The organism is Nitrospirae bacterium YQR-1, assembly GCA_039908095.1.
In the GTDB taxonomy this organism is placed as follows: domain Bacteria; phylum Nitrospirota; class Thermodesulfovibrionia; order Thermodesulfovibrionales; family Magnetobacteriaceae; genus Magnetomonas.
In genome coordinates, this window is record JAMOBJ010000009.1 from 73,963 (window position 1) to 94,728 (window position 20,766).

At 38.3% G+C, this 20,766-nt stretch carries 14 protein-coding genes, 1 tRNA gene and 1 riboswitch; of the genes, 11 read left to right on the forward strand and 4 right to left on the reverse strand.

Annotated features, from left to right (window positions below):
* Positions 1-31: 31 nt before the first annotated feature.
* Both H7844_06615 and H7844_06620 read right to left on the reverse strand, forming a co-directional pair.
* On the reverse strand, positions 32-2,155 hold the full coding sequence (locus H7844_06615; protein ID MEO5356955.1) for a hypothetical protein: 2,124 nt from the start codon (positions 2,153-2,155) through the stop codon (positions 32-34).
* A complete protein-coding gene (locus tag H7844_06620; protein ID MEO5356956.1) occupies positions 2,152-3,732 on the reverse strand; it encodes a hypothetical protein in 1,581 nt (526 codons plus the stop codon). The genes H7844_06615 and H7844_06620 overlap by 4 nt, the downstream gene beginning before the upstream one ends.
* A gap of 106 nt (positions 3,733-3,838) precedes the next feature.
* Here H7844_06620 and H7844_06625 point away from each other — a divergent pair, with 106 nt between their 5' ends.
* The 4 genes from H7844_06625 (at position 3,839) to H7844_06640 (ending at position 9,411) form a co-directional block, all read left to right on the forward strand.
* A complete protein-coding gene (locus tag H7844_06625; protein MEO5356957.1) occupies positions 3,839-5,653 on the forward strand; it encodes a KUP/HAK/KT family potassium transporter in 1,815 nt (604 codons plus the stop codon).
* Positions 5,654-5,715: 62 nt separating this feature from the next.
* Positions 5,716-5,895: riboswitch (cobalamin riboswitch) on the forward strand.
* Positions 5,896-6,011: 116 nt separating this feature from the next.
* Positions 6,012-7,313, forward strand: a complete 1,302-nt coding sequence (thiC, locus tag H7844_06630; GenBank protein ID MEO5356958.1) for a phosphomethylpyrimidine synthase ThiC — start codon at positions 6,012-6,014, stop codon at positions 7,311-7,313.
* 92 nt (positions 7,314-7,405) lie between these two features.
* Positions 7,406-7,477, forward strand: a tRNA-Lys gene (locus H7844_06635).
* Positions 7,478-7,956: 479 nt separating this feature from the next.
* The gene (locus tag H7844_06640; protein MEO5356959.1) at positions 7,957-9,411 is read left to right on the forward strand and encodes an ATP-binding protein; all 1,455 of its coding nucleotides are present in this window, start codon (positions 7,957-7,959) and stop codon (positions 9,409-9,411) included.
* Positions 9,412-9,415: 4 nt separating this feature from the next.
* Here H7844_06640 and H7844_06645 read toward each other — a convergent pair whose 3' ends face one another.
* Together H7844_06645 and H7844_06650 are read right to left on the reverse strand one after the other, a co-directional pair.
* Positions 9,416-11,320: an ATP-binding protein gene (locus tag H7844_06645; protein ID MEO5356960.1), complete on the reverse strand. Its 1,905-nt coding sequence runs from the start codon at positions 11,318-11,320 to the stop codon at positions 9,416-9,418.
* A gap of 26 nt (positions 11,321-11,346) precedes the next feature.
* On the reverse strand, positions 11,347-13,401 hold the full coding sequence (locus H7844_06650) for a PAS domain S-box protein (GenBank protein ID MEO5356961.1): 2,055 nt from the start codon (positions 13,399-13,401) through the stop codon (positions 11,347-11,349).
* Positions 13,402-13,651: 250 nt separating this feature from the next.
* Between H7844_06650 and H7844_06655 the strand changes: the two genes are divergently transcribed.
* The 7 genes from H7844_06655 to H7844_06685 all read left to right on the forward strand — a co-directional run bounded on the left by H7844_06655 (position 13,652) and on the right by H7844_06685 (position 20,651).
* A complete protein-coding gene (locus H7844_06655) occupies positions 13,652-14,086 on the forward strand; it encodes a response regulator (GenBank protein MEO5356962.1) in 435 nt (144 codons plus the stop codon).
* Between the two features lie 64 nt (positions 14,087-14,150).
* Complete coding sequence (locus tag H7844_06660) at positions 14,151-14,999, forward strand: response regulator (GenBank protein ID MEO5356963.1); 849 nt, start codon at positions 14,151-14,153, stop codon at positions 14,997-14,999.
* Between the two features lie 49 nt (positions 15,000-15,048).
* Positions 15,049-15,339 (forward strand): circadian clock protein KaiB, encoded by a 291-nt coding sequence (gene kaiB, locus H7844_06665; protein ID MEO5356964.1) that lies wholly within the window; start codon positions 15,049-15,051, stop codon positions 15,337-15,339.
* 13 nt (positions 15,340-15,352) lie between these two features.
* Positions 15,353-16,873: a circadian clock protein KaiC gene (gene kaiC / locus H7844_06670; GenBank protein MEO5356965.1), complete on the forward strand. Its 1,521-nt coding sequence runs from the start codon at positions 15,353-15,355 to the stop codon at positions 16,871-16,873.
* A 16-nt stretch (positions 16,874-16,889) separates the two neighbouring features.
* On the forward strand, positions 16,890-18,299 hold the full coding sequence (locus H7844_06675) for an ATP-binding protein (GenBank protein MEO5356966.1): 1,410 nt from the start codon (positions 16,890-16,892) through the stop codon (positions 18,297-18,299).
* Positions 18,292-18,945, forward strand: a complete 654-nt coding sequence (locus tag H7844_06680; GenBank protein MEO5356967.1) for a response regulator — start codon at positions 18,292-18,294, stop codon at positions 18,943-18,945. Before H7844_06675 ends, H7844_06680 begins: the two co-directional genes overlap by 8 nt.
* Before the next feature lie 128 nt (positions 18,946-19,073).
* Complete coding sequence (locus H7844_06685) at positions 19,074-20,651, forward strand: ATP-binding protein (GenBank protein ID MEO5356968.1); 1,578 nt, start codon at positions 19,074-19,076, stop codon at positions 20,649-20,651.
* The last annotated feature ends 115 nt before the right edge of the window (positions 20,652-20,766 follow it).

The following is a 20,766-nucleotide window of genomic DNA, read 5'->3' on the forward strand; positions in this document are numbered from 1 at the left end:
AACGCCTTTAATACCAAGTTGCAGCCGGAAGTTAATCGAATGAATGCAACTTGGTATTAGGCTTAAAGAGCCTGACATATGGGAAGTCATTGTAGATTTCTTTAAACAGGCTCTTATCAAAAATTCCAAGTATAAACATTTGATTAAAGTTTGACCGATAGGTTTTTTCATCCATAAGAAGCGTGTATAAGACGGTTGGGCCTTTCTTTATTATTTCAAGATATTGGCCGTCAGGGTTGTTGGGAAACGTGTGTATGTCTTTGATTTCACCCCTGTCTGATATAACTACAGACTTAAGGGGAATATTACCGTTGAGGGTGCCTGTTGCGTCTTCCACTCTAACTTCTTTAAGGAATTTTATGGGTTTTTTATACTCATTACTTTTAGCGGCAAAATCCCAATTCCCTATGTTTGTTACAGCATTAAAGGTGTGAATCATATCGTTGGAAAAAAGGATATACACATTTTCACCGTTAAACCCCTCTGTAAAGTTTATCGCCCTTAAGATTTTATCCGCTGCATTTTTGTTTTCATTTACCTTACTTGTTGACACCACACGGTCTATGTAACAGAGAACGTTGTAGAGTTCCCTCTGGCTTGAAACACTGAGGCCTCTGGCTGTAAAGTAGGTGCTTTCGTAACTTATCGGACCCGGGTCATGGTACGTCTTAAGGCCGATACTTTGCAACACATAACCGCTGTCCCACCACGTGAAAACCTTAGAGCCCTCCGGCACTACTCTTTTTATCTCTTTAAATCCCTTATATATGTTCCCGTTAAATAATAAAAATGGGTTATATGAATAAGCAGACATAAAGCCGGTGACAAAAAAAACGGCAAATATCAACGCATAAACCAACGGCTCTTTTATTAATTTTATTTTTTCTGCAGATTTCCCGCAGGCGGAAACAATCAATGCCAGCAGATAACCTAACCCGGCACCGGCAAAGGGCGGTAAATACATGGCAAGACGAATTTCACTTTTAAAGGACAGAAGCCCAATGAAAAATACCGGTAAAATCATCAATGCCACCGGCAGGTTCAATAATACAAAAATACAAAATCCTGAAATCCCAATAAGCGGCAGCCATGGTCCGCTGTAAAAGACTGCTGACAGCACTGTCTGAGGTGTAAAGTGTTTTGTCTCTCTTGTAAAGATATCCCTTGTGGGAAAGCTGTCACCGGTTTTTAGTGTTTCCACAGTTGAGATGCCGGTAAATTTATCTATGAAAATTTTTATCATATCAATTCCGGGCTTTAATACATCAAAAGCAGCAATAAGTACAATAAGAAAGAGCGCTGTAGAAAGTAACCACACCGACATTTCCCATTTACTGTGGTCTTTGTATTTATATGCAAAAACAGCCAAAGCCGACATTATAAAAAACACTGCCGACATCGAAACACTGCTTAAAGGCAGCATAACATCATTTAGAAACGAAAACGAAAAACAAAGAAAAAACGAAACAACAATATGTTTAAGCCTGATTTTCTTTAAAAAAAGCGAAACAGTAAACACTGTGAGATAGATAAAAGTAAACCCTCTGTGCCCCTGATACCACCAATCGAAAAAAAACAGGGAAATACCGGTAAGGACGGAATACAAATAAATCTCCCTGAGAGTTTTACCCTCAGATGATTTCAAGATAAAAAAAGAGGCAAGAAATGGGAAAAACAAATTTAACAGGTCTGTATCAAACCTGCCGATAGCGGTTCTTTCGTAATAGATTTTACCAAATGTTCCAAAAACAGAGGCGGAAACAGCCATCCCTGGATGTCCTGCTTTATAAAAAAACAATGACAATGGAATAATAAACAAACCGGAGAGGATAAAAACTGTATAAAAGGCGGCTGTTATATGATTTCCATTGAAAAAAGCAGAAAGTTTAACTGCTATAACGCTGATAAGAGGGCTGGAGAGTGCAGGGGCGCCGCCAGCATACTCAGAGGCTTTAATAATCCAGTGGTAGCCGTCAACTGTTGACATCAACGGGGTCCGGCCGTAAAAGTACATATCCGGCTGCATTTCCCATTTGCTCATAGCATGGTATCTGACAAAGATGGAAAGAAAAAGACATAAAACAACGGCTATGGCAAAAAGCACTTTGCCGGATAATATTTTCTCCCGCAGAGACAACGTGTTTTCCTCTTTCACTGAACCCCCTCTTCGTATTTCATAACGTAAAGGCAATATCTTTCATCACCGGTTATGCTCTTAGCAAATGACCTTATATGTAGAAGATTATTTTGCTCTATTTGTTGCTGTGTCAGTTGATAATTTAAGATAAGCAGAACATTTCTTTTTTCATGCTTCATGAATTTTTTAACTTCTTTGAGTACCCCGTCTCTATTAATATAGAGCCGTTTATTGTTTGAAATAACATAAGTGCCGTATCTTCCTGTTATTGGATAAAACAGGCTTTTGCCCAGATACACGGCCACAGAGGTGGTTTGATAATCAAGGTCGGCCGCCATGGGTAATGAATCAAGATTGTTGGCTTTAATGAAATCAGCAGTTTCTTTGGCATCTGTAAAAGGATATTTAGCACATATGGTTATGGCGGTTATGGCGGCAAAGATATGGACTACTATAAAAAAATTTAGCCACGCACTTCTTTTTTCCTCAAAAAAAGAGCAGAATCTGTTCAAAAAAGAGAATTTAAATGTAACGGGTTTATAATAATAAGTCAGCCACAGGGAGCAAATAAAAACTATAAAAAGATGTCCCCTGTGTCTTATCAGACTTCCATAGACGACTTCACTAAATGCCATAAGACTAGTATTTCCCACTATAAAAAAAAATGCCGCAACAGGGCGCCTGATAACCATAAAAAAAGTAAGAGTTAAAAAAACTGTGCCTATCGCCACCCTTGTAAAATAGAGTAAGTACGGGTTTTCCGAGATGTACCCTATTATGTTGCCGCCCCAGAAGTTTGGATTAAACATTGGTATAGGGAAATATACGTTATATACGATGGAAATCTGGCTAAGAAGGCGCATAAAATCATACATAAAGATTCCAGTTAAAAACTCAGGTTTTTTAAGATATTGGGAATCCGGCGGCGGCATCATCTGATAGATGGAAAAAACAAGACCTGACACGAAAATAAAAGCGCTTAATGTAATGATTAACCAGGTATTAATATTTTTTTTATTTTTTGTATCAAACAGAAATTCAAAACCCGCAGTCAGAGCAAATGCTGTTGCAATCACACATGCATATGCATTTGTCTGACACATTAAAAAAAGTAAAATGGAAAGTAACATATAGTTTTTTCCGCCCTCCACCGGCTTCATCATGTAAGCAGAAATGAAAATCAGCATAACACCCATGGAGTAATTCCTGCTTATGACGGCATACTCAAAAAAAGTAAAATATCCAAAAATAAATAAAATACGCTGCCATTTCTTAAAGGGTGAATACTTTAAAAACACAAAAGCAGCGGCAGTTGCAATACACAGATGAACCATCTGCATTACAACCATATTGCCGGTAAATCTTGTAAGCAGATAAACTATCAAGACCCAGAGCCTGGGATGTCCCTCGTACCTGTAGTTATAAAAGAGCTCGGAGAGTGAATTGCTTGCCTGTGCTATCGCCCACGGACCCAGTTCGTCTCTCCACATTATGTGATTAAGCAGATTTAACAGGGTAACTATAAAAAAGATGAAAACAGCGGCATAAACGGCGATATCAGTTTTTTTGATTATTTCCTTAATTTTAGTTACCATCTCTCTGAGACTCAAAAATTATATTTAGCATTAATTTAAAGTTTTGTATTCACTAAACACAACACCTTTTAGTATACTACATGTGATTTAGAATTGGAATAGCTTTATGTTGAAAGAACAGACCCCCCTCAGAGGGATAATAAAGTCTTTAGGACTTGTCTTTGGTGATATAGGTACAAGCCCGATTTATACTTTGACGGTAATCCTTCTGCTTATAGAGCCCACACCGGACAACATAACGGGGGTTTTATCGCTCATAGTGTGGACCCTGATAGTGCTTGTGACACTGGAATACGCATGGCTTGCAATGAGTCTGGGTAAAAAGGGTGAGGGAGGGACCGTTGTGCTTAAGGAATTATTGACTCCGTTGCTGGCAAACCCGTGGAACGTGCGGCTTGTCTCTGTGCTTTCGATTATCGGCATATCGCTGCTTATAGGGGATGGTGTCATAACACCGGCAATAAGTATTCTTAGTGCTGTGGAGGGTGCCAAGCTTATTTCGGGATGGGAGGGGTTAACCAATAACCAGATACTTATAGTTGCCGGGATAATAGCCATAGTGCTCTTTTCGATTCAGAGAAAGGGAACGGAGAAAGTGGCAAGCGCATTTGGCCCTCTTATGGTTATATGGTTTGTGTGCCTTTCTGTTTCAGGGGTGGTTTCATTAATAAAAGCCCCTGAGGTGTTAAAGGCGGTAAATCCCTATTACGGGGTAAAGTTTCTTTTGAGTAAGGGGGTTAGCGGCTTCTTTATTTTATCTGAGGTAACGCTGTGTGCTACCGGAGGTGAGGCACTCTATGCTGATATGGGGCATCTTGGGAGACGGCCAATCGTACGGGCCTGGTACTTTGTTCTTATAGCGCTTGTCCTTAATTACTTTGGCCAGGGTGCATATGTTATAAAAAACCCTGCGGTTAAAAATGTACTCTTTGAGATGGTTTTCAATCAAGTGCAGTTTCTATATGTGCCTTTTTTAGTTCTTAGCATTATGGCAACTGTAATAGCCTCGCAGGCTATGATAAGCGGCATGTTTTCAATTGTTTATCAGGGTATAACCACAAGAGTTATGCCGATGTTTAAAGTGGACTATACTTCTGAAAAACTGCGCTCTCAGATATATATTGGATTTGTTAACTGGTTTTTGCTAATATCGGTTTTGATTGTTATGAACAGATTTAAGGAATCGAGCAATCTTGCCGCCGCATATGGCCTTGCCGTTACAGGTACAATGTCACTTACCGGATTTTTTATGACATGGATTTTCTTTTTAAGAAAGCAGTATATAAGATCATCTCTTTCTTTTATTGTTTTCCTTGTTGATCTCATATTTTTCCTTTCCAATATGTTTAAAATCCCTCACGGTGGATACTGGTCAATAATCATTGCCTCAATTCCTTTCCTTATAATTCTTATATACACGTCAGGGCAAAAGATGTTATACAAGAGCTTAAAGCCGATTCCGCTTGCTGACTTTTTACCTCAATATATTGAACATTATAAAAACCTGAATAAGATACAGGGAACGGTTTTATTTTTTGCAAGGGATATTCAGGTAATTCCTCCCTATGTGGCGAGCACGATGTTTACAGCCAACATAATATATGAGGATAACATCATAGTGTCTATGCGTGTAAAGGATGAGCCCTTTGGCGTTGCAGGGTGGCATGGGGAGGAGGTTGCCCCCGGGCTCAGAGCCTTTATGATTGAAATCGGTTATATGGAAGTCATTGATGTCGAAGCAATATTGAATAAAAATGGAATTAAAGAAAAAACAATTTTCTACGGTGTTGAAGATATAGTGACAAGGAATTTTATATGGCAAATTTTTTCTGTAATAAAGAGACTGACACCGGCCTTTGTCCAGTTCTATGCACTGCCCTCACATAAGCTCCGCGGAGTTATCACCAGAATTGAGATGTAGAGAGGTTTTCGCAGACATTTTTGTAGTTGTAATTCATTTGACTAATATGTTATTATAACCATAACAACTTTTTAGGTTTCAGCATTCCGGAACACGGTGTAAGTCCGTGGCAGTCCCACTGCTGTAAATGGTGACGAGGGTTGCAGTTTATCGCCACTGCTATGTTTAAACATAGTGGGAAGGCGGCAGCCGGCAGGGTATAGCCATAAGCCAGAAGACCTGCTGAGATTTTAGGGTTGACTATAAGGAATTCGATGGTAAAGGGTTCCGATGGACGTTAGCGTCCCTCGGAGCCCTTTTTTTATTTTACGAAAAAACTATAACAATTATTATCAAATGAAAACACAGGAGGCAGTGAATGACACAAATTGAAAAGGCACTTGCAGGTGAGTTAACGGAGGAGGTCAGGGCGGTTGCGGCAAATGAGAGACTTGAGGCAGCCACTGTAATGCGCCGGGTGGCATCAGGTAAAGTTGTTATTCCGTATAGTATAGACAGAAAAGTAAAAGTTACCGGTATCGGCAAAGGATTGACAACTAAGGTTAATGCCTCAATAGGCACATCAACCGACATTATTAATCCTGATATGGAAATAGAAAAAGCTATGATAGCAGAAAAATACGGCGCCGATACGATAATGGATTTAAGTGTAGGAGGCAATATAACACAAATCAGGAGAGCCGTAATGGATGCTGTAAAACTGCCCTTAGGCACAGTCCCTCTTTATGAGGCATTTGCCATAGCGGCACAAAAGTACGGCTCTGTTACAGAGATGCCTGAGGAGCTGCTTTGGGAAGTAATAGAGAGACAATGTCAGGAGGGAGTATCCTTTATGGCAATCCATTGCGGCATAAACAGGCTTACTCTTGAGGTTTTGAAAAAACAGCATTACAGGTACGGAGGGCTTGTTTCAAAAGGGGGAGCGTGCATGGTAGCCTGGATGCAGTACAATAACAAGGAAAACCCATTGTTCGAAAACTTTGACAGGGTTGTCAGTATCCTCAAAAAATATGATGTAGTTCTCAGCCTTGGTAACGGATTCCGTGCAGGGGCAATTGCCGATGCAACGGACAGGGTTCAGATACAGGAGTTAATCATAAACTGTGAGTTTGCAGAAACCGGCAGGGCAATGGGCTGTCAGACAATGGTGGAGGGCCCAGGGCATATTCCAATTAATGAGATAGAGGCAAACATTATATTGGCAAAGAAGATGAGCGCAGAGGCGCCGTTTTATATGCTGGGGCCTATTACAACCGATATAGCGCCCGGCTATGACCACATAACCTCAGCAGTGGGTGCCGCCCTGTCGTCATCATACGGAGTGGATTTCCTGTGCTATGTAACTCCGGCTGAGCACCTTGGATTGCCCTTCCCTGAGGATGTAAGAGAGGGTGTAATAGCAGCAAAAATAGCTGCCCACATTGGCGATATAGTAAAACTATCTGATACGGCCGGAGATAAAAAAATCAGCAAGGCAAGAAGAGATATGGATTGGCAGAGTCAGTTTTCTTTGGCAATTGACCCGGAAAGGGCTGCCGAAATAAGAACGAAAAGAAACGGTACTAATGAACACAGTTGCACAATGTGCGGAAAGTTCTGTGCTAACGACATGTTACAAGGCATGTTTGAAAAACACACTAAAGGAACTGATAAGAACTAGTTCAGCAGTACTTTAAATTTTTTTTGAGATAGACGTGTTTTTTATAGATGTGTATTGACATAAAGAGAGAAAGCATAGTAGAATCAACTGTTGCGCCACTAGCTCAATGGTAGAGCAGCGGACTCTTAATCCGTTGGTTGAAGGTTCGAGTCCTTCGTGGCGCACTTTATGTTCCTTTATTTATCAATCACTTACAGGCACTCCCTCCTTCTCTGTACTATACTAATTCATTTAGGGATTTATCTATTTCCACCTGAACTAAAACATATTCGCATTGAAAAATCAATTGATGCCGCACTAACATAAAGAAGAAACCTCATATTTTTAAGTTAACTCCATCTGATTTTTACTGCCCTCAGGTTAACACAATTTTACTTGTTTTTCAATTTTAGTCTCAAATAAAATTAACTCAGCAGTTTAACAAGATTAGTTTGGAGGTTGTTTCAGCTAATATACATGCAACACGCTGATACCGTTTATCTGATACCAAGTTGCATTCATTCGATTAACTTTGTTGGCATCGTCGAAAGCTCCTTGACGTACTCTCCCCTAAAAAGGGGAATCCCCTGTAAGGGGAGGTGTCGCTTTCTCCTTGCCGCCTCGTTACTCTTTTGACTGCAACCTTGGTATGACTAACTGAAATATGACACTAATAACCGGAACAGTTTTAATAGTCCAAAGCGATTTAAACATAATCAGGCAAATAAGTAGTAAATTACCTGAAATTTTTAATATAGAAACTACAGATACTCTCTCAGGTGCATTTAAACATCTGAGCAGTGGTGCAATAGATGTAGTGATTTTGGATCTCTTTCTTTTTGACAGCTCAGGGATAGATACATTTTTAAAGTTGCGTTTAAAATATCCTGACATTCCGGCTATATTGCTGCTTGATTACGAAAACTCAAAGCTTATAAAAGAAGCTATGTTTCATGGAGCTCAGGATTATCTTATCAAGGAACACTTTGATGATAGCTTTCTTATCCACGTGGTTGAGAGTTCGATATTAAGGCAATCGTATTTAACCAAAATGCAAATTACTGTTGAACGACAATACTTTTCAATCTTTAAAAAAAGCATGGATGGTATATTAATTGTAGATATGGACGGTATTGTACAGCTTATAAATCCTGCTGCAGAATTGTTATTTGACCGCCATTCAGAGGAAATTAAAGATCAGCCCTTCGGATTCCCTCTGGTTACCGGTAAGGAAGCTGATATCGAAATACTCAGAAAAGATGGTACTATTGTTTTAGCTGTTATGCGTTTAACTGTTATAGAATGGGAAGGGCAACTCGTATATCTTATAATGCTTAACGATGTAACTGATAAAAAGAAAGTCGAGATAGAAAAACAGAAGATGCAGATAAAGATATTGTCTGCATCTAAGATGGCAACACTGGGGGAGGTGGCTACAGGTATGGCTCACGAAATAAACCAACCCCTTACTTATATAAGCACCTTTGTTCAGGGAATAGTAGAAGACTTTAAACGCAATACTCTTGATTTTAAATCACTGGCTGATGAGGCGCATATTGCATATAATCAGATAAAACGTATTACAGATATAATAAATCATCTGCGAACATTTGGAAGAAGAGATGTTGTTATGCAAAAAAACGCCTCTGACATAACAAAAATATTAGACTATTCACTGCTGCTTATAAATAAAAGATTGGCTCTTAAAAATATTGTTTTTGAAAAAGTTATAGAACCGAATTTGCCTCTTGTATTACTAAATCCTAATCAAATTGAACAGGTTTTTATTAATTTATTCATAAATGCAATTGACGCCTTAGAGAACCGCAATCATAATGCTAAAATAATTGTGGAGATTGCTACATGTTCTGATTCCAATCAAGTTGCTATAAAATTTATTGACAATGGTACCGGTATTTGGGAGAAAGCAATTGATAAAATATTTGAACCGTTTTACACGACTAAACCAGTTGGTAAAGGCACAGGGCTTGGCCTTTCCATTACATATGGAATAATAGAATCTCACAACGGTTCAATAACATGTGAATCAACCATAAACGAGGGTACCTGTTTTACTATTAAGTTACCAGTAGCTTTAAGTATGGTATCTGAGACTTAACATCTTATGAAAAAAGAATGAAGTAAAATGAAGTACCCTTTCCACACTCAGACTCCGCCCAAATGTTTCCTCCGTGGCGCTCCACTATTTTTTTACATATAGGCAGCCCTATTCCTGTGCCGTCATACTTATCCCTGCTGTGAAGTCGTTCAAACATATTAAATATACGCTCAATGTGCTGGGGCTCTATTCCTATGCCGTTGTCGCTTACACAAAATAGCCAGGCTGTACGTTGTGTTTGATTAAACATATTATCAATCGTGGTTTTATCTGTTTTGCTGCATTGATGCTGCTTTGCCCGGATATGTATCTCAGGGTCACTCCGGCCTCTGAATTTGATGGAATTTCCAATAAGGTTTTGCAGCAATTGTATCATCTGGGTCCTGTCGCCAACTATTGTTGGAAGCATATCATTATAGATTTTGGCATTACTTTCCTCTATTACAGGTTCCAGGTTGGAAATAACTGTTTTTAACACTTTGTTCATACTGACTGATATAAATTTTTTACCCTGAGTTGTTATCCGTGAAAATGACAAAAGATCGGTAATGAGTGTGCGCATTCTATGGACACCATTCAATATATAGTTTATATATTTTTGAGCGTTATCATCCAATGAATCTGCATATTTTTTGGACAGCATTTGTGCATAGTTTGTAGTCATCCTCAGTGGTTCCAAAAGGTCATGTGAGGCTACGTAGGCATATTGTTCAAGTTCCTGATTGGAACGAACCAGCTCCTCTGAACGTTCTATAAGTTCATGTTCAGCTCTCTTACGTGCTGTTATATCTCTGCCTATTGAAATGAAGCTTGTTAAAGAACCATGCTCGTTTGTTATAGGCGTTATAGTCTTATCTTCATAAAACAGCGAACCGTCCTTCCTTTTGTTAATAAATGTATATTGGAAAACCTCTTTGTTTAAAATAGTTGACCATAAGGTTTCATAAAACTTTTGGTCATATTTGCCGGACTTCAATAGAGCTGGTTTTTTTCCAAGAACCTCGGATTTTGTAAAACCTGTAATTACCTCAAATGCAGGATTAATATATTCTATTATTCCTTCTGTGTTGGTTATAACTATCATGTCTGCAGATTGCTCTACAGCTTTATAGAGCTTTTTTAATTCATCTTGGCTCTCAAGCAGATTATCAAACAACAGATTATACGGGTTAACCAACCCCATCTCTATTATTGCTTTCAGGATTAAATATGAAGCTAATATTTTTAAAAAATGGCCTGTAAAATTAAATATATCGAATACTGATAAATAAATCGTAAATATTAATTCCGAACATATCGTCAACACTATTGATACACATATCAACCTATATACTCCGTGGATGAAAGAGCTCCGTCTTGCCCTTAACATCAGAGCTGTAATTAACAATAACAACGAAATGAAATATTCACTTACTTTCTTAAAAATTGTTAATCCGGACTGTTCCAGATAGCAAACAGGAAATACCTGCCATTCAAAAATGGATAGTAAAATTAATGAGGTAATTGTACTTAACAATATAAACAGGTAGTTCTCATTGAGTTTTCTGTCAATGAAGAAAATCGCTGAAAAAAGGGATATACTTTGAATATACCTGGCGGATATCCAAAGCTGAGTTGGAAGATTTGTACTGTGTTCAGGGAAAACATTAATACCTTTATAAGTCAATGTGTGAAATAAGTCAACAAAACCGGTAAAAAAATAAGTTATTCCGATAAATAGAAAAAAACCATTCTTAAACATATGTTTTGAGTGCCATGTAAAGATAAAGATACTGAAAGCTACGACAATACTAAATAGCTCAGCCATGCTGTGAAAGAGAAGATAATTATAAAGACTGCAAACGTATAAACCGGTAAATAGCAACATCCAGCACAGTAGTGATTTACTTAAAGCCTGATTTCTATGCATTAAAGAGACCACCGTCTTTTCTTTTTTTAAATTACTGAATCGTTGCTGAAAAGAGTAAAGTGGAAACTTGTCCCTTTGCCGTATTCCGACTCAACCCATATACGTCCACCGTGTCTTTCCACAATCTTTTTGCATATCGCCAGACCAATGCCTGTCCCTGCATACTCTCCGCGGCCATGTAGCCTGTGAAACATCATAAATATCTTGTCGTAATCTATGACCTTAATCCCAATCCCATTGTCTGTGACTGAAAAGTGCCACCCATTACACTGTCCGGTGGCAAAACCTCTTATTGACTCATCTGTTATTGTTTTTACCGATATGTGTATCATCGGCTGCTCATTACCCCTGAATTTTATCGCATTTCCTATAAGATTTTGAAATAACTGTACCATGTGTGTTTCATCCGCCATGACAACCGGTAATATGTCATATGTTATCAGACTCTGAGTTTCATCTATAGTTCTTTGGAGATTGGATAGCACTATGTTAAGAGTTTTTGATAAATCCACCGGTTCAATTACTTTCTGATTTGTACCTACACGTGAGTAAGCCAGAAGGTCGTTGATTAACTTCTGCATCCTCTGCGTGCCGTCAACAATATAGCCGATAAATTTGTCTGCTTTTTCGTCCAACACTCCCTGATAACGTTTTTGTAAAAGCTCGGTAAAACTAGTAACTTTTCTGAGAGGCTCCTGAAGATCATGGGATGCCAAGTATGCAAAATGCTCCAATTCTTCATTTGAACGAGTAAGCTCTATAGTCTGTAATTTTAACATCTTCTCCATTTTTCTGCGAAATCCTACCTCGACCTCCAGTTGGGAGTTTAGCTCTTTCAGCTCTGAAGTTCGCATCTGTACCATTTCCATAAGATGGTCACGGTAGGCTTTTAATTCGTCCTCGGTTTTCTTTTTTTCAGTTACATCATTAAACATACATATACATCCCGTTAAAACTCCATTGCTGTCCCTGATTCCAAACATATTACCTTCAATTATTTTTTTAGCTTCAGTCTTTATGATACAGTACTCAAAACTATATCCCTGCCCTTTAATAATTTTTCCCAATCCATCTTTGAGGTTTAAAACATCAAGTTTCAGCATATCTACAACATCCTGTAAGCTTTTACCTGTAACATCATCAGATTTGAGTTCAAAGAGTTTTTCGGCCATTGGATTAAAATATTTAATAATAAAATCAATATCTGTCGCAACTATTGCCATATTCAATGAATAGCGCAGTATATTATCCAGATAAACTGTTTTTTCTTTAAGTGCTTCTTCCGCAAGCTTTCTTTGTGTTACATCTCTGAAAAAGCCGGCTATCAGCAGATTATCTCCAAGTTTTATTACATTTGCTCTGATATCCACGGGAATTTCCTTGCCGTCTTTATTAACAACTACAAGGTACTCATTAGTGGATTTTCCTTTTAAGATGCTCTCTTTAAAAAGCTTTTCGTATCTCTCCGCCTCTCTCAGAGGATGGAGCAACTTCTGATGTATCCCGATAATTTGTTCCCGTGGAATCCCGAGCATTTTTTCAGCCATCATATTGGTCTCTGTGATTAATCCGGTTGCGGCGTCAGCTATAAAAATTGCGTCGTCTGTGGTTTCGATTATCTTTTTATATTTTTCCTCAGATTGGCTCAACATAGATGCCATGTATTGAAGTTTTTGTTTTTGTTTGTTTAACTCTATAAAAACGTTTACCTTACTTATCAGGATTTCAGGTTCCACCGGCTTATATAAAAAATCAACTGCTCCAATTTTGTAACCTTTAAATGTATGTTTTTTATCCTCCTGTGATGCTGTTATGAAAATAATAGGAATATTTCGGGTTTGCTTGTTGCCCTTCATTAGCCCTGCTACTTCATAACCGTCCATTTCAGGCATCATTACATCTAAGAGAACTATCGCAACGTCGTGCTCAAGTAGCACTGACAAAGCGTTTTTCCCTGAGTCGGCTTTGAAAATATTAAGGTCCAGCTCCTCAAGCAATGACTCCAGAGCGACCAAATTTGCCGGATGGTCATCTACTATGAGAATATTTTGTTTAGTGTTTATGTCACTGTATCTATTCATCTTTATAGAACTGCCGTTTTTGAAAATTATCCTCCATTAGTTCCTAATCATATTAACTTTTCTTATTGCTTGTCAACATTAGACTATTATTCAATCGCTATAATTATTGAAACATTTCCATAGATACATTAATGCAGGCGCGTGCCTGAAACGGAGTCTTGTTTTAAACTTAAAAATTTTTATAAGTTTTAGTTATTGATATTTTTTCAGCTTATATGATAAACTTAGCTTAGCGAGGTTTAAAGTTATAATGAATTCAAAACAGATAGAGGTACTCCTGATAGAAGACGACCCTGGCGATATAGACCTTATGGTAGAGGGACTGCAAGGTTCTAAAGTCCTCGTAAATCTAGGCGTTGTAGGGGATGGCGAGCAAGCTATGTCTTATCTGAGAAAAGAAGGAAAATATTGCAAAATTGCCACGCCGGATTTGATCCTTTTAGACCTGAACCTGCCTAAAAAAGATGGCAGGGAAGTCCTTAAAGAAATCAAGACGGACGACAGCCTAAAGCACATACCCGTTATAGTAATTACCACATCCGATGCAGAACAGGATATTGTAAAATCCTATAACCTTGGAGCAAATTCTTACGTAACCAAACCGGTAGGATTTGAGGAGTTCATAAAAGTAGTAAATACAATAGAGGAGTTTTGGTTTACAATTGTAAAGCTCCCGCCAAAATGATTGTAAGTTTCAAGTTTTTATAAAGGATAAAAAAATGGATATTAAACTGGTGTAGCAAAGTCGAATGAATAGCCAAAAAGTTATAAAACTATTGATTATTGAGGATGACTCCGGCGAAATAGCCCTGATAGAAGAGCTTCTCAAGGATGAAGCAAATGTGAAGCTGAAGATAGAAAAAACGCAAAGTTTGTCCTCGGCTTTCGGCAGGCTGCCACAAGGTAATATTGATGTTGTGATTTTAGATTTGATGCTGCCCGACAGCAAGGGACTGGATACGTTTACCGCCATTTACGCTTTAATACCAGAAGTCCCGATAGTTGTCCTTTCAGGAATGGACGATGACAAGTTTGCAACCCAGGCAGTCTCTATGGGTGCGCAAGACTACCTGGTGAAGGGTACATTTAACGGCCATTTGCTTTTAAGGTCTTTGTTGTATGCCATAGAGAGAAACAGATTGCAGTTAGAACTGGCTAAAATGCGCCATGAAGCCAGCCATCGACAGGAGATGATTTCTCTGGATCGCCTCTCAGGCTCTCCTAAAGCCTCTATTACTTCTCAAATGCTTGGGAAGTCGTCATTACGAGACGGAAACAGACAAATATTCGATGATTTTGTAAACAAATATTGTGACATCACAGAATCTGCTTTGCAACAAAGAATATACAAGACCGAGGCCGGCATTGCGGAGCCATTGCTTGCTATGGCCGAACAGCTTGGTTTCATGAAGTCCGGGCCCAGGGATGTAGTTGAAATTCATTCCGAGGCGCTAAAGTTGAAATTAAACGGGATGAATATGGCTAAAGCTCAGTTATGTATGGAAGAGAGCCGTTTTATTCTTTTAGAGTTGATGGGAAATTTAGCTTCATATTACCGTAATTATTTTATATTATTCAGAAAAAATCTGGATTTATGAAAATATATTATAATAATAGTTATGGAAAAATATAAATGGAGGACTGTGTATGGGCAACTATATATTGAAGCTTTATATAACGGGTAAGACCCCTAAGTCAGAACGGGCTATTACCAATTTAAAAAACCTGTGTGAGGTTGAGCTTCAAAACCAATATGAGATGGTTATAATAGACGTATTGGAAAGGCCGCAATTAGCAGAAGATGAAAAAATCCTTGCTACTCCGACTTTAATAAAAGAACTTCCCCCTCCTCTAAGAAGAATTATCGGGGATTTGTCTGATACTGAAAAAGTCCTTTTAGGGCTTGATTTACAACCATATGTGAAGCACAAGCAGTAGGAGAGGGAAAGAAATGGAATTGAAAACTATAGATACAGTGGTAATAAAAACAGAGTCACACATTCCAGGTTTTGATTGGATATCAAACGGCGGATTTCCTAAAAATCGCTCAACGCTTCTATCTGGTACGGCAGGAAGTGCTAAAACGGTTTTTGTTACACAGTTTTTGGTGGAAGGAATAAAACAGCATGGAGAAAAAGGGGTTTTTGTCACCTTTGAGGAATCCCCCGAGGAAATAAGAAGAAATATGAAGAGTTTCGGCTGGGATATAAGACAATATGAGGCGGAGGGGAAATGGACATTTGTTGATGCCTCGCCACAGCCTGAGACCGAGGTCGTAGAGGCCGGCGTCTATGACATGGGAGGGCTTTTAGCCCGCATAGAACATGCGATTCAGAAAGTAGGCGCAACCAGAGTTTCTCTGGATTCATTAGGTGCATTTTTCAGTCAGTTTTCAGACAGGGCTACAGTGCGCAGAGAGATTTTCCGTATAACCTATGCTCTTAAAAAGATGAATGTTACTAGCATTATAACGGCGGAGCGCACCGAGGAGCATGGAATAATTGCACGGTTTGGCGTGGAGGAGTTTGTCGCTGACAATGTGGTAGTGCTGAGAAACTCACTGGAAGGCGAAAAGAGACGCCGCACTATAGAGATACTGAAGTTCAGGGGGACTGACCACCAGAAAGGGGAATATCCTTTTACGATTATCCCTGGCGAGGGTATAATTATCATACCACTTTCGGCAATAGAGCTTAAACAGAAATCATCCGACGTGAGAATCACCTCGGGCAGCTCTGAACTTGACAAAATGTGTTCCGGCGGTTTCTATAGAGATTCTATAATTTTAGTTTCAGGAGCAACCGGAACCGGTAAAACGCTGATGGTAACGCATTTTATGGCAGGTGGCGCTAAAAATAACGAAAAATGCCTCATTTTTGCCTTTGAAGAGAGCCGAGAGCAGCTCTTTAGAAACGCCATAGGTTGGGGAGTGGACTATGAGCAAATGGAAAAGGATGGAAGGCTAAAGGTAGTTTGCGAGTACCCGGAGACCTCATCACTGGAAGATCATCTGATAAAAATGAAAAAAATTATTGATAGCTATAAACCTAACCGCATAGCAGTGGACAGCTTATCGGCGCTTGAGAGGGTATCAACTATAAGAAGTTTCAGAGAGTTTGTAATCAGCGTAACATCATTTATAAAGCATCAGGAAGTGGCCGGATTTTTTACATCCACAACGCCTACTCTTTTAGGCGGCACCTCTATTACTGAAACCCATATTTCTACAATTACAGATACGATAATACTTTTGCGTTATGTTGAACTCTACGGAGAGACCAGACGTGGGATTACAGTTTTAAAAATGCGAGGCTCCACTCACGACAAAGAAATTCGTGAATTTCAGATAGACAGCGATGGAATGCACATAGGCAACCCATTTAGAAACGTTGTGGGGATTCTAACCGGCAATCCCATACAGATTGCATCTTCCGAGGTACACCGCACGGCTGAATTATTTAAGGATATTTGATTTCCTGAAAATGCAAATGTCTCATGAAAAAGTTATAAAAGTTTTGCTCGTAGAGGATGACGACCAGGATATTGATTATTTAAAAGAATCACTCTCTGAGTTTAATATCTGCACCTTTGAACTCAGTTATGCAAAAAGCCTGAGAACAGCAAGAGACCAGCTACATGAGTCATCTTTTGATGTTATTTTACTGGATTTGTTTCTACCGGATAGCACTGGAATAGAAACATTTGAAAAGTTGCGTTTAACAGCTAAAAAAAAACCAATAATAATACTTTCGACTTTAGATGACGAAAACCTGGCGATAAGAGCTGTAAAGCAGGGTGCTCAGGATTATATTTTCAAATGGAAAATCAATGAAAAGGTATTAGCCCGCACTCTTTGTTATTCTATTGAACGTAACCGGCTGCTTGTGGAGATCGAACAGTCCGGAGAGAACAGATTTTTTAAAATAATAGAGAGGAATGCAGATGCAATAGTGATCGTAGATAAGAGCGGGTTCATACTTTTTGTAAATCCGGCACTGGAGAATATGTTTGGACGCCCCTGCAATGAACTGATTGGTGAATTATTTGGTTTTCCTATGGTTGACGGTGAAACCATAGAAATAGATATAGTAAACAGAGCCGGTGCCATGAAAATAGCGGAGATGAGAGTTGTGGAACTTCCGTGGGAGGGCGAGATGGTTTATCTGGCCTCACTTCGTGATGTGACAGAACGAAAAAAGACTGAGCAGTTATTATACCAGTCTGAAAAGATGGTTTCTATCGGCAGGCTTGCAGCAGGTATGGCACATGAAATAAATAACCCGCTTAGCAATATCCTATTAATTACCCACACTCTGAAAAACAGGCTTCAAAATTCCAATGTTGACAACTATCTAATAAAAAAAATAGATTTAATCAAAAAAAACATAGATAGAGCCACAATGATAACAAGGGAATTATTAAGTTTTTCCAGGCACAGTTCCCCCAATATGATTATCATAGACATTAACGAGGTAATCGAAAGCTCACTTACTCTGGTTTCTTCAAAACTTAAAATAATAGAAATATCTAAAAAGCTGTCAGTTGTTTCGGACATAAAATGTGATTATATGCGGCTTGAACAGGTGTTTATCAATATTTTCAACAATGCAGCCGAGGCTATGCCTTTTGGAGGGCAGCTTACTATTACAACAAAACAATCTGAGGAGTTTGTAGAAACCATAGTGGCTGATACCGGTTGCGGAATCCAGGATGACCATATAAAAAATATTTTTGATCCGTTTTATACGACTAAAGAAAATGGGACGTCTATAGGAATGGGACTTTACATATGTTATGGTATTGTTACTGAGCACAATGGAAGTATAGAAATAACAAGCTCTAAAGGTGTTGGAAGTACTGTGACAATTAAGTTTCCAAAGGCAGGCTCCAATGAGTAATATATTGGTGGTTGATGACGATACAGATTTACGTGAGAATCTTGTGGAAGTGCTGGTGGATGCCGGGTTTAAAGCAGAAGGTTCGATTTCTGCATCGGACACTTTAAACAATAACGCTGTGGAGGCCACAGACGTAATAATTCTGGATCTAATAATGCCTGGAATTAAAGGGATGGATGCCATATCAGAATTTAAGAAACTAAGCCCTAAAGTAAAAATTATTGTAATTACAGCCTTTGCAACTATAGACAGTGCAGTGGAGGCAATAAAAAAGGGAGCCGACGAGTTTATCTCAAAGCCGTTTGACGTTGAGGAATTGCTGGTTATTATCCGGAGGGTATTGGAGGAGGCAAGGTTTGAAGAGAATCTTTCTGCCAAGCCCGACCTTGACAATGTAATGGGTACACTTTCAAATCCGCTAAGAAGACAAATTATTAAATTTTTAGATATAAATAAAAAAGCACGTTTTTCTGAAATTCTTAAAGAACTCTCCGTTGAGGATAATGCAAAAATAGCCTTTCACCTGAAAATCCTTAAAGAATCAAATATCATTGCTCAGGACAGAGACAAGCTTTATAACCTGACACAAAACGGGCAGAGAGTTTTAAAAACTCTAAAAGTTTCTGAGAAATTGTTAATAGAGTAATTTTTACTTGTCAAGTAAAAACTTCTTAACCTTCTTATAGTGTTTTGCATATAAATTTTTACTTTCTTTTATATTATTTCTCAGATAAAATACTATAAGTAAAAGGGTTTGGTTTATCAGAAAAGCAAATGACAAATAATCCAGGAAAAATAAAACTTTTGCTTATTGAAGATGACTTAGGCGATATTGATTATATAAGGGAAATATTGTCGGAGGTTTCTTATTTAAGGTTTGATATATACACCGCAGAGAGTCTTGCAAAAGCAAAAGAATATATCTCTTTGGGCAGTTGTATAGATGTAATATTAACAGACCTTAATCTTGAAAACTCTAAGGGCTACGATACTTTCCTAAGCATACGCCCGATCGTAGAGAATATTCCGATTTTAATTTTAACCGGACTGGAAGATGAGGAATTGGCTCTAAGAGCGGTACAGGACGGAGCCCAGAATTATATTGTTAAATCTGAGATTAAAAGCAGAGTGCTGGCACGCTCTATATGCTATGCCATAGAACATAACAATATGACTTTAAAGTTAAAACAAGCAAATGATGTGCGTTTTGCTCAAATAATCGAACAAAATGCCGATGGCATTTTAGTAGTTGACCTGGAAGGACGTGTGCGTTTTGTAAACCCTGCTGCAGAGAAATTATTTGGTAAAAAGTCCGTCCAACTCATCGGAGAGTATTTTGGTTTTCCGGTTGTATCGTCTGAGAAGACTGAAATAGAGATTTTACATAAAAATGGTAAAACCATTTCTATAGAAATGAAAATTGTGGAGACTGAATGGGAAAATGAGATTGCATTTTTGGCCTCTTTAAGGGATATTACACAACGTAAAAAGCTAATGGCAAAAATAAAAGACTTAAACAAAAATTTAGAACAAAAAGTGATTGAAGAGGTAAAAAAGCGTCAGATACAAGAGGACCTGTTAATTCAAAAATCAAAAATGGCCACAATGGGTGAAATGATAAATTCTATTGCCCACCAGTGGAAACAACCGCTTAACTCTTTAAGCCTGCTTGTACAGGACATAAAGGAAGCCTATATATTCAATCAGCTTAACAGCAGATACATTGATGAAACAATAGAAACCGCTATGAATCACATTAAATTTATGTCGGATACCGTCAACGATTTCAGGGACTTTTTTAAACCGACAAAAGTTAAAGTAAAACTTGATGTAAACTTAATAATTAACTCAGTATTGGTGATAGTATTATCAGAGCTGAAAAGCTTAAGAATTCGTTTTAATCATGAATGTAGGTGTTTTTTCCATGAAATGTCATTAGAGAATTGTGCGATTATAAACACCTGTGCTTATGAAGTTTTAAATGTAGTTGTGTATCCAAATGAAATAAAACAGGTACTCTTAAACATAATAGTAAACGCAAAAGATGCAATAGTATCTGCAAGAATAAAAGGGGTATTAAAAGATAGTGAGCACGGATTGATTGAGCTAATAACAGTAAGGGAGCCAAACTGTATCAAGATTATTATTAAAGACAACGGCGGTGGTATTCCGGAGAATTTACTTAACAAAATATTTGAACCCTACTTTACTACCAAAGGGGATGAGGGAACCGGAATAGGTTTATATATGTCAAAAATCATAATAGAAGTCAACATGGGTGGCAAAATTTATGTACAAAACACAGACACCGGCGCTGCTTTTACCTTAGAACTGCCTGCAGAGAATACATGATTTTTCAGTAACTTCTCCAAAATTATTTTTATTGCCTTTGTAGTTAACTCCGGCAGAGTTTTTTTATCATCTAATGATGCAGAGAAAAGACTGGATTGTCGCTCGTAGGCGGGAA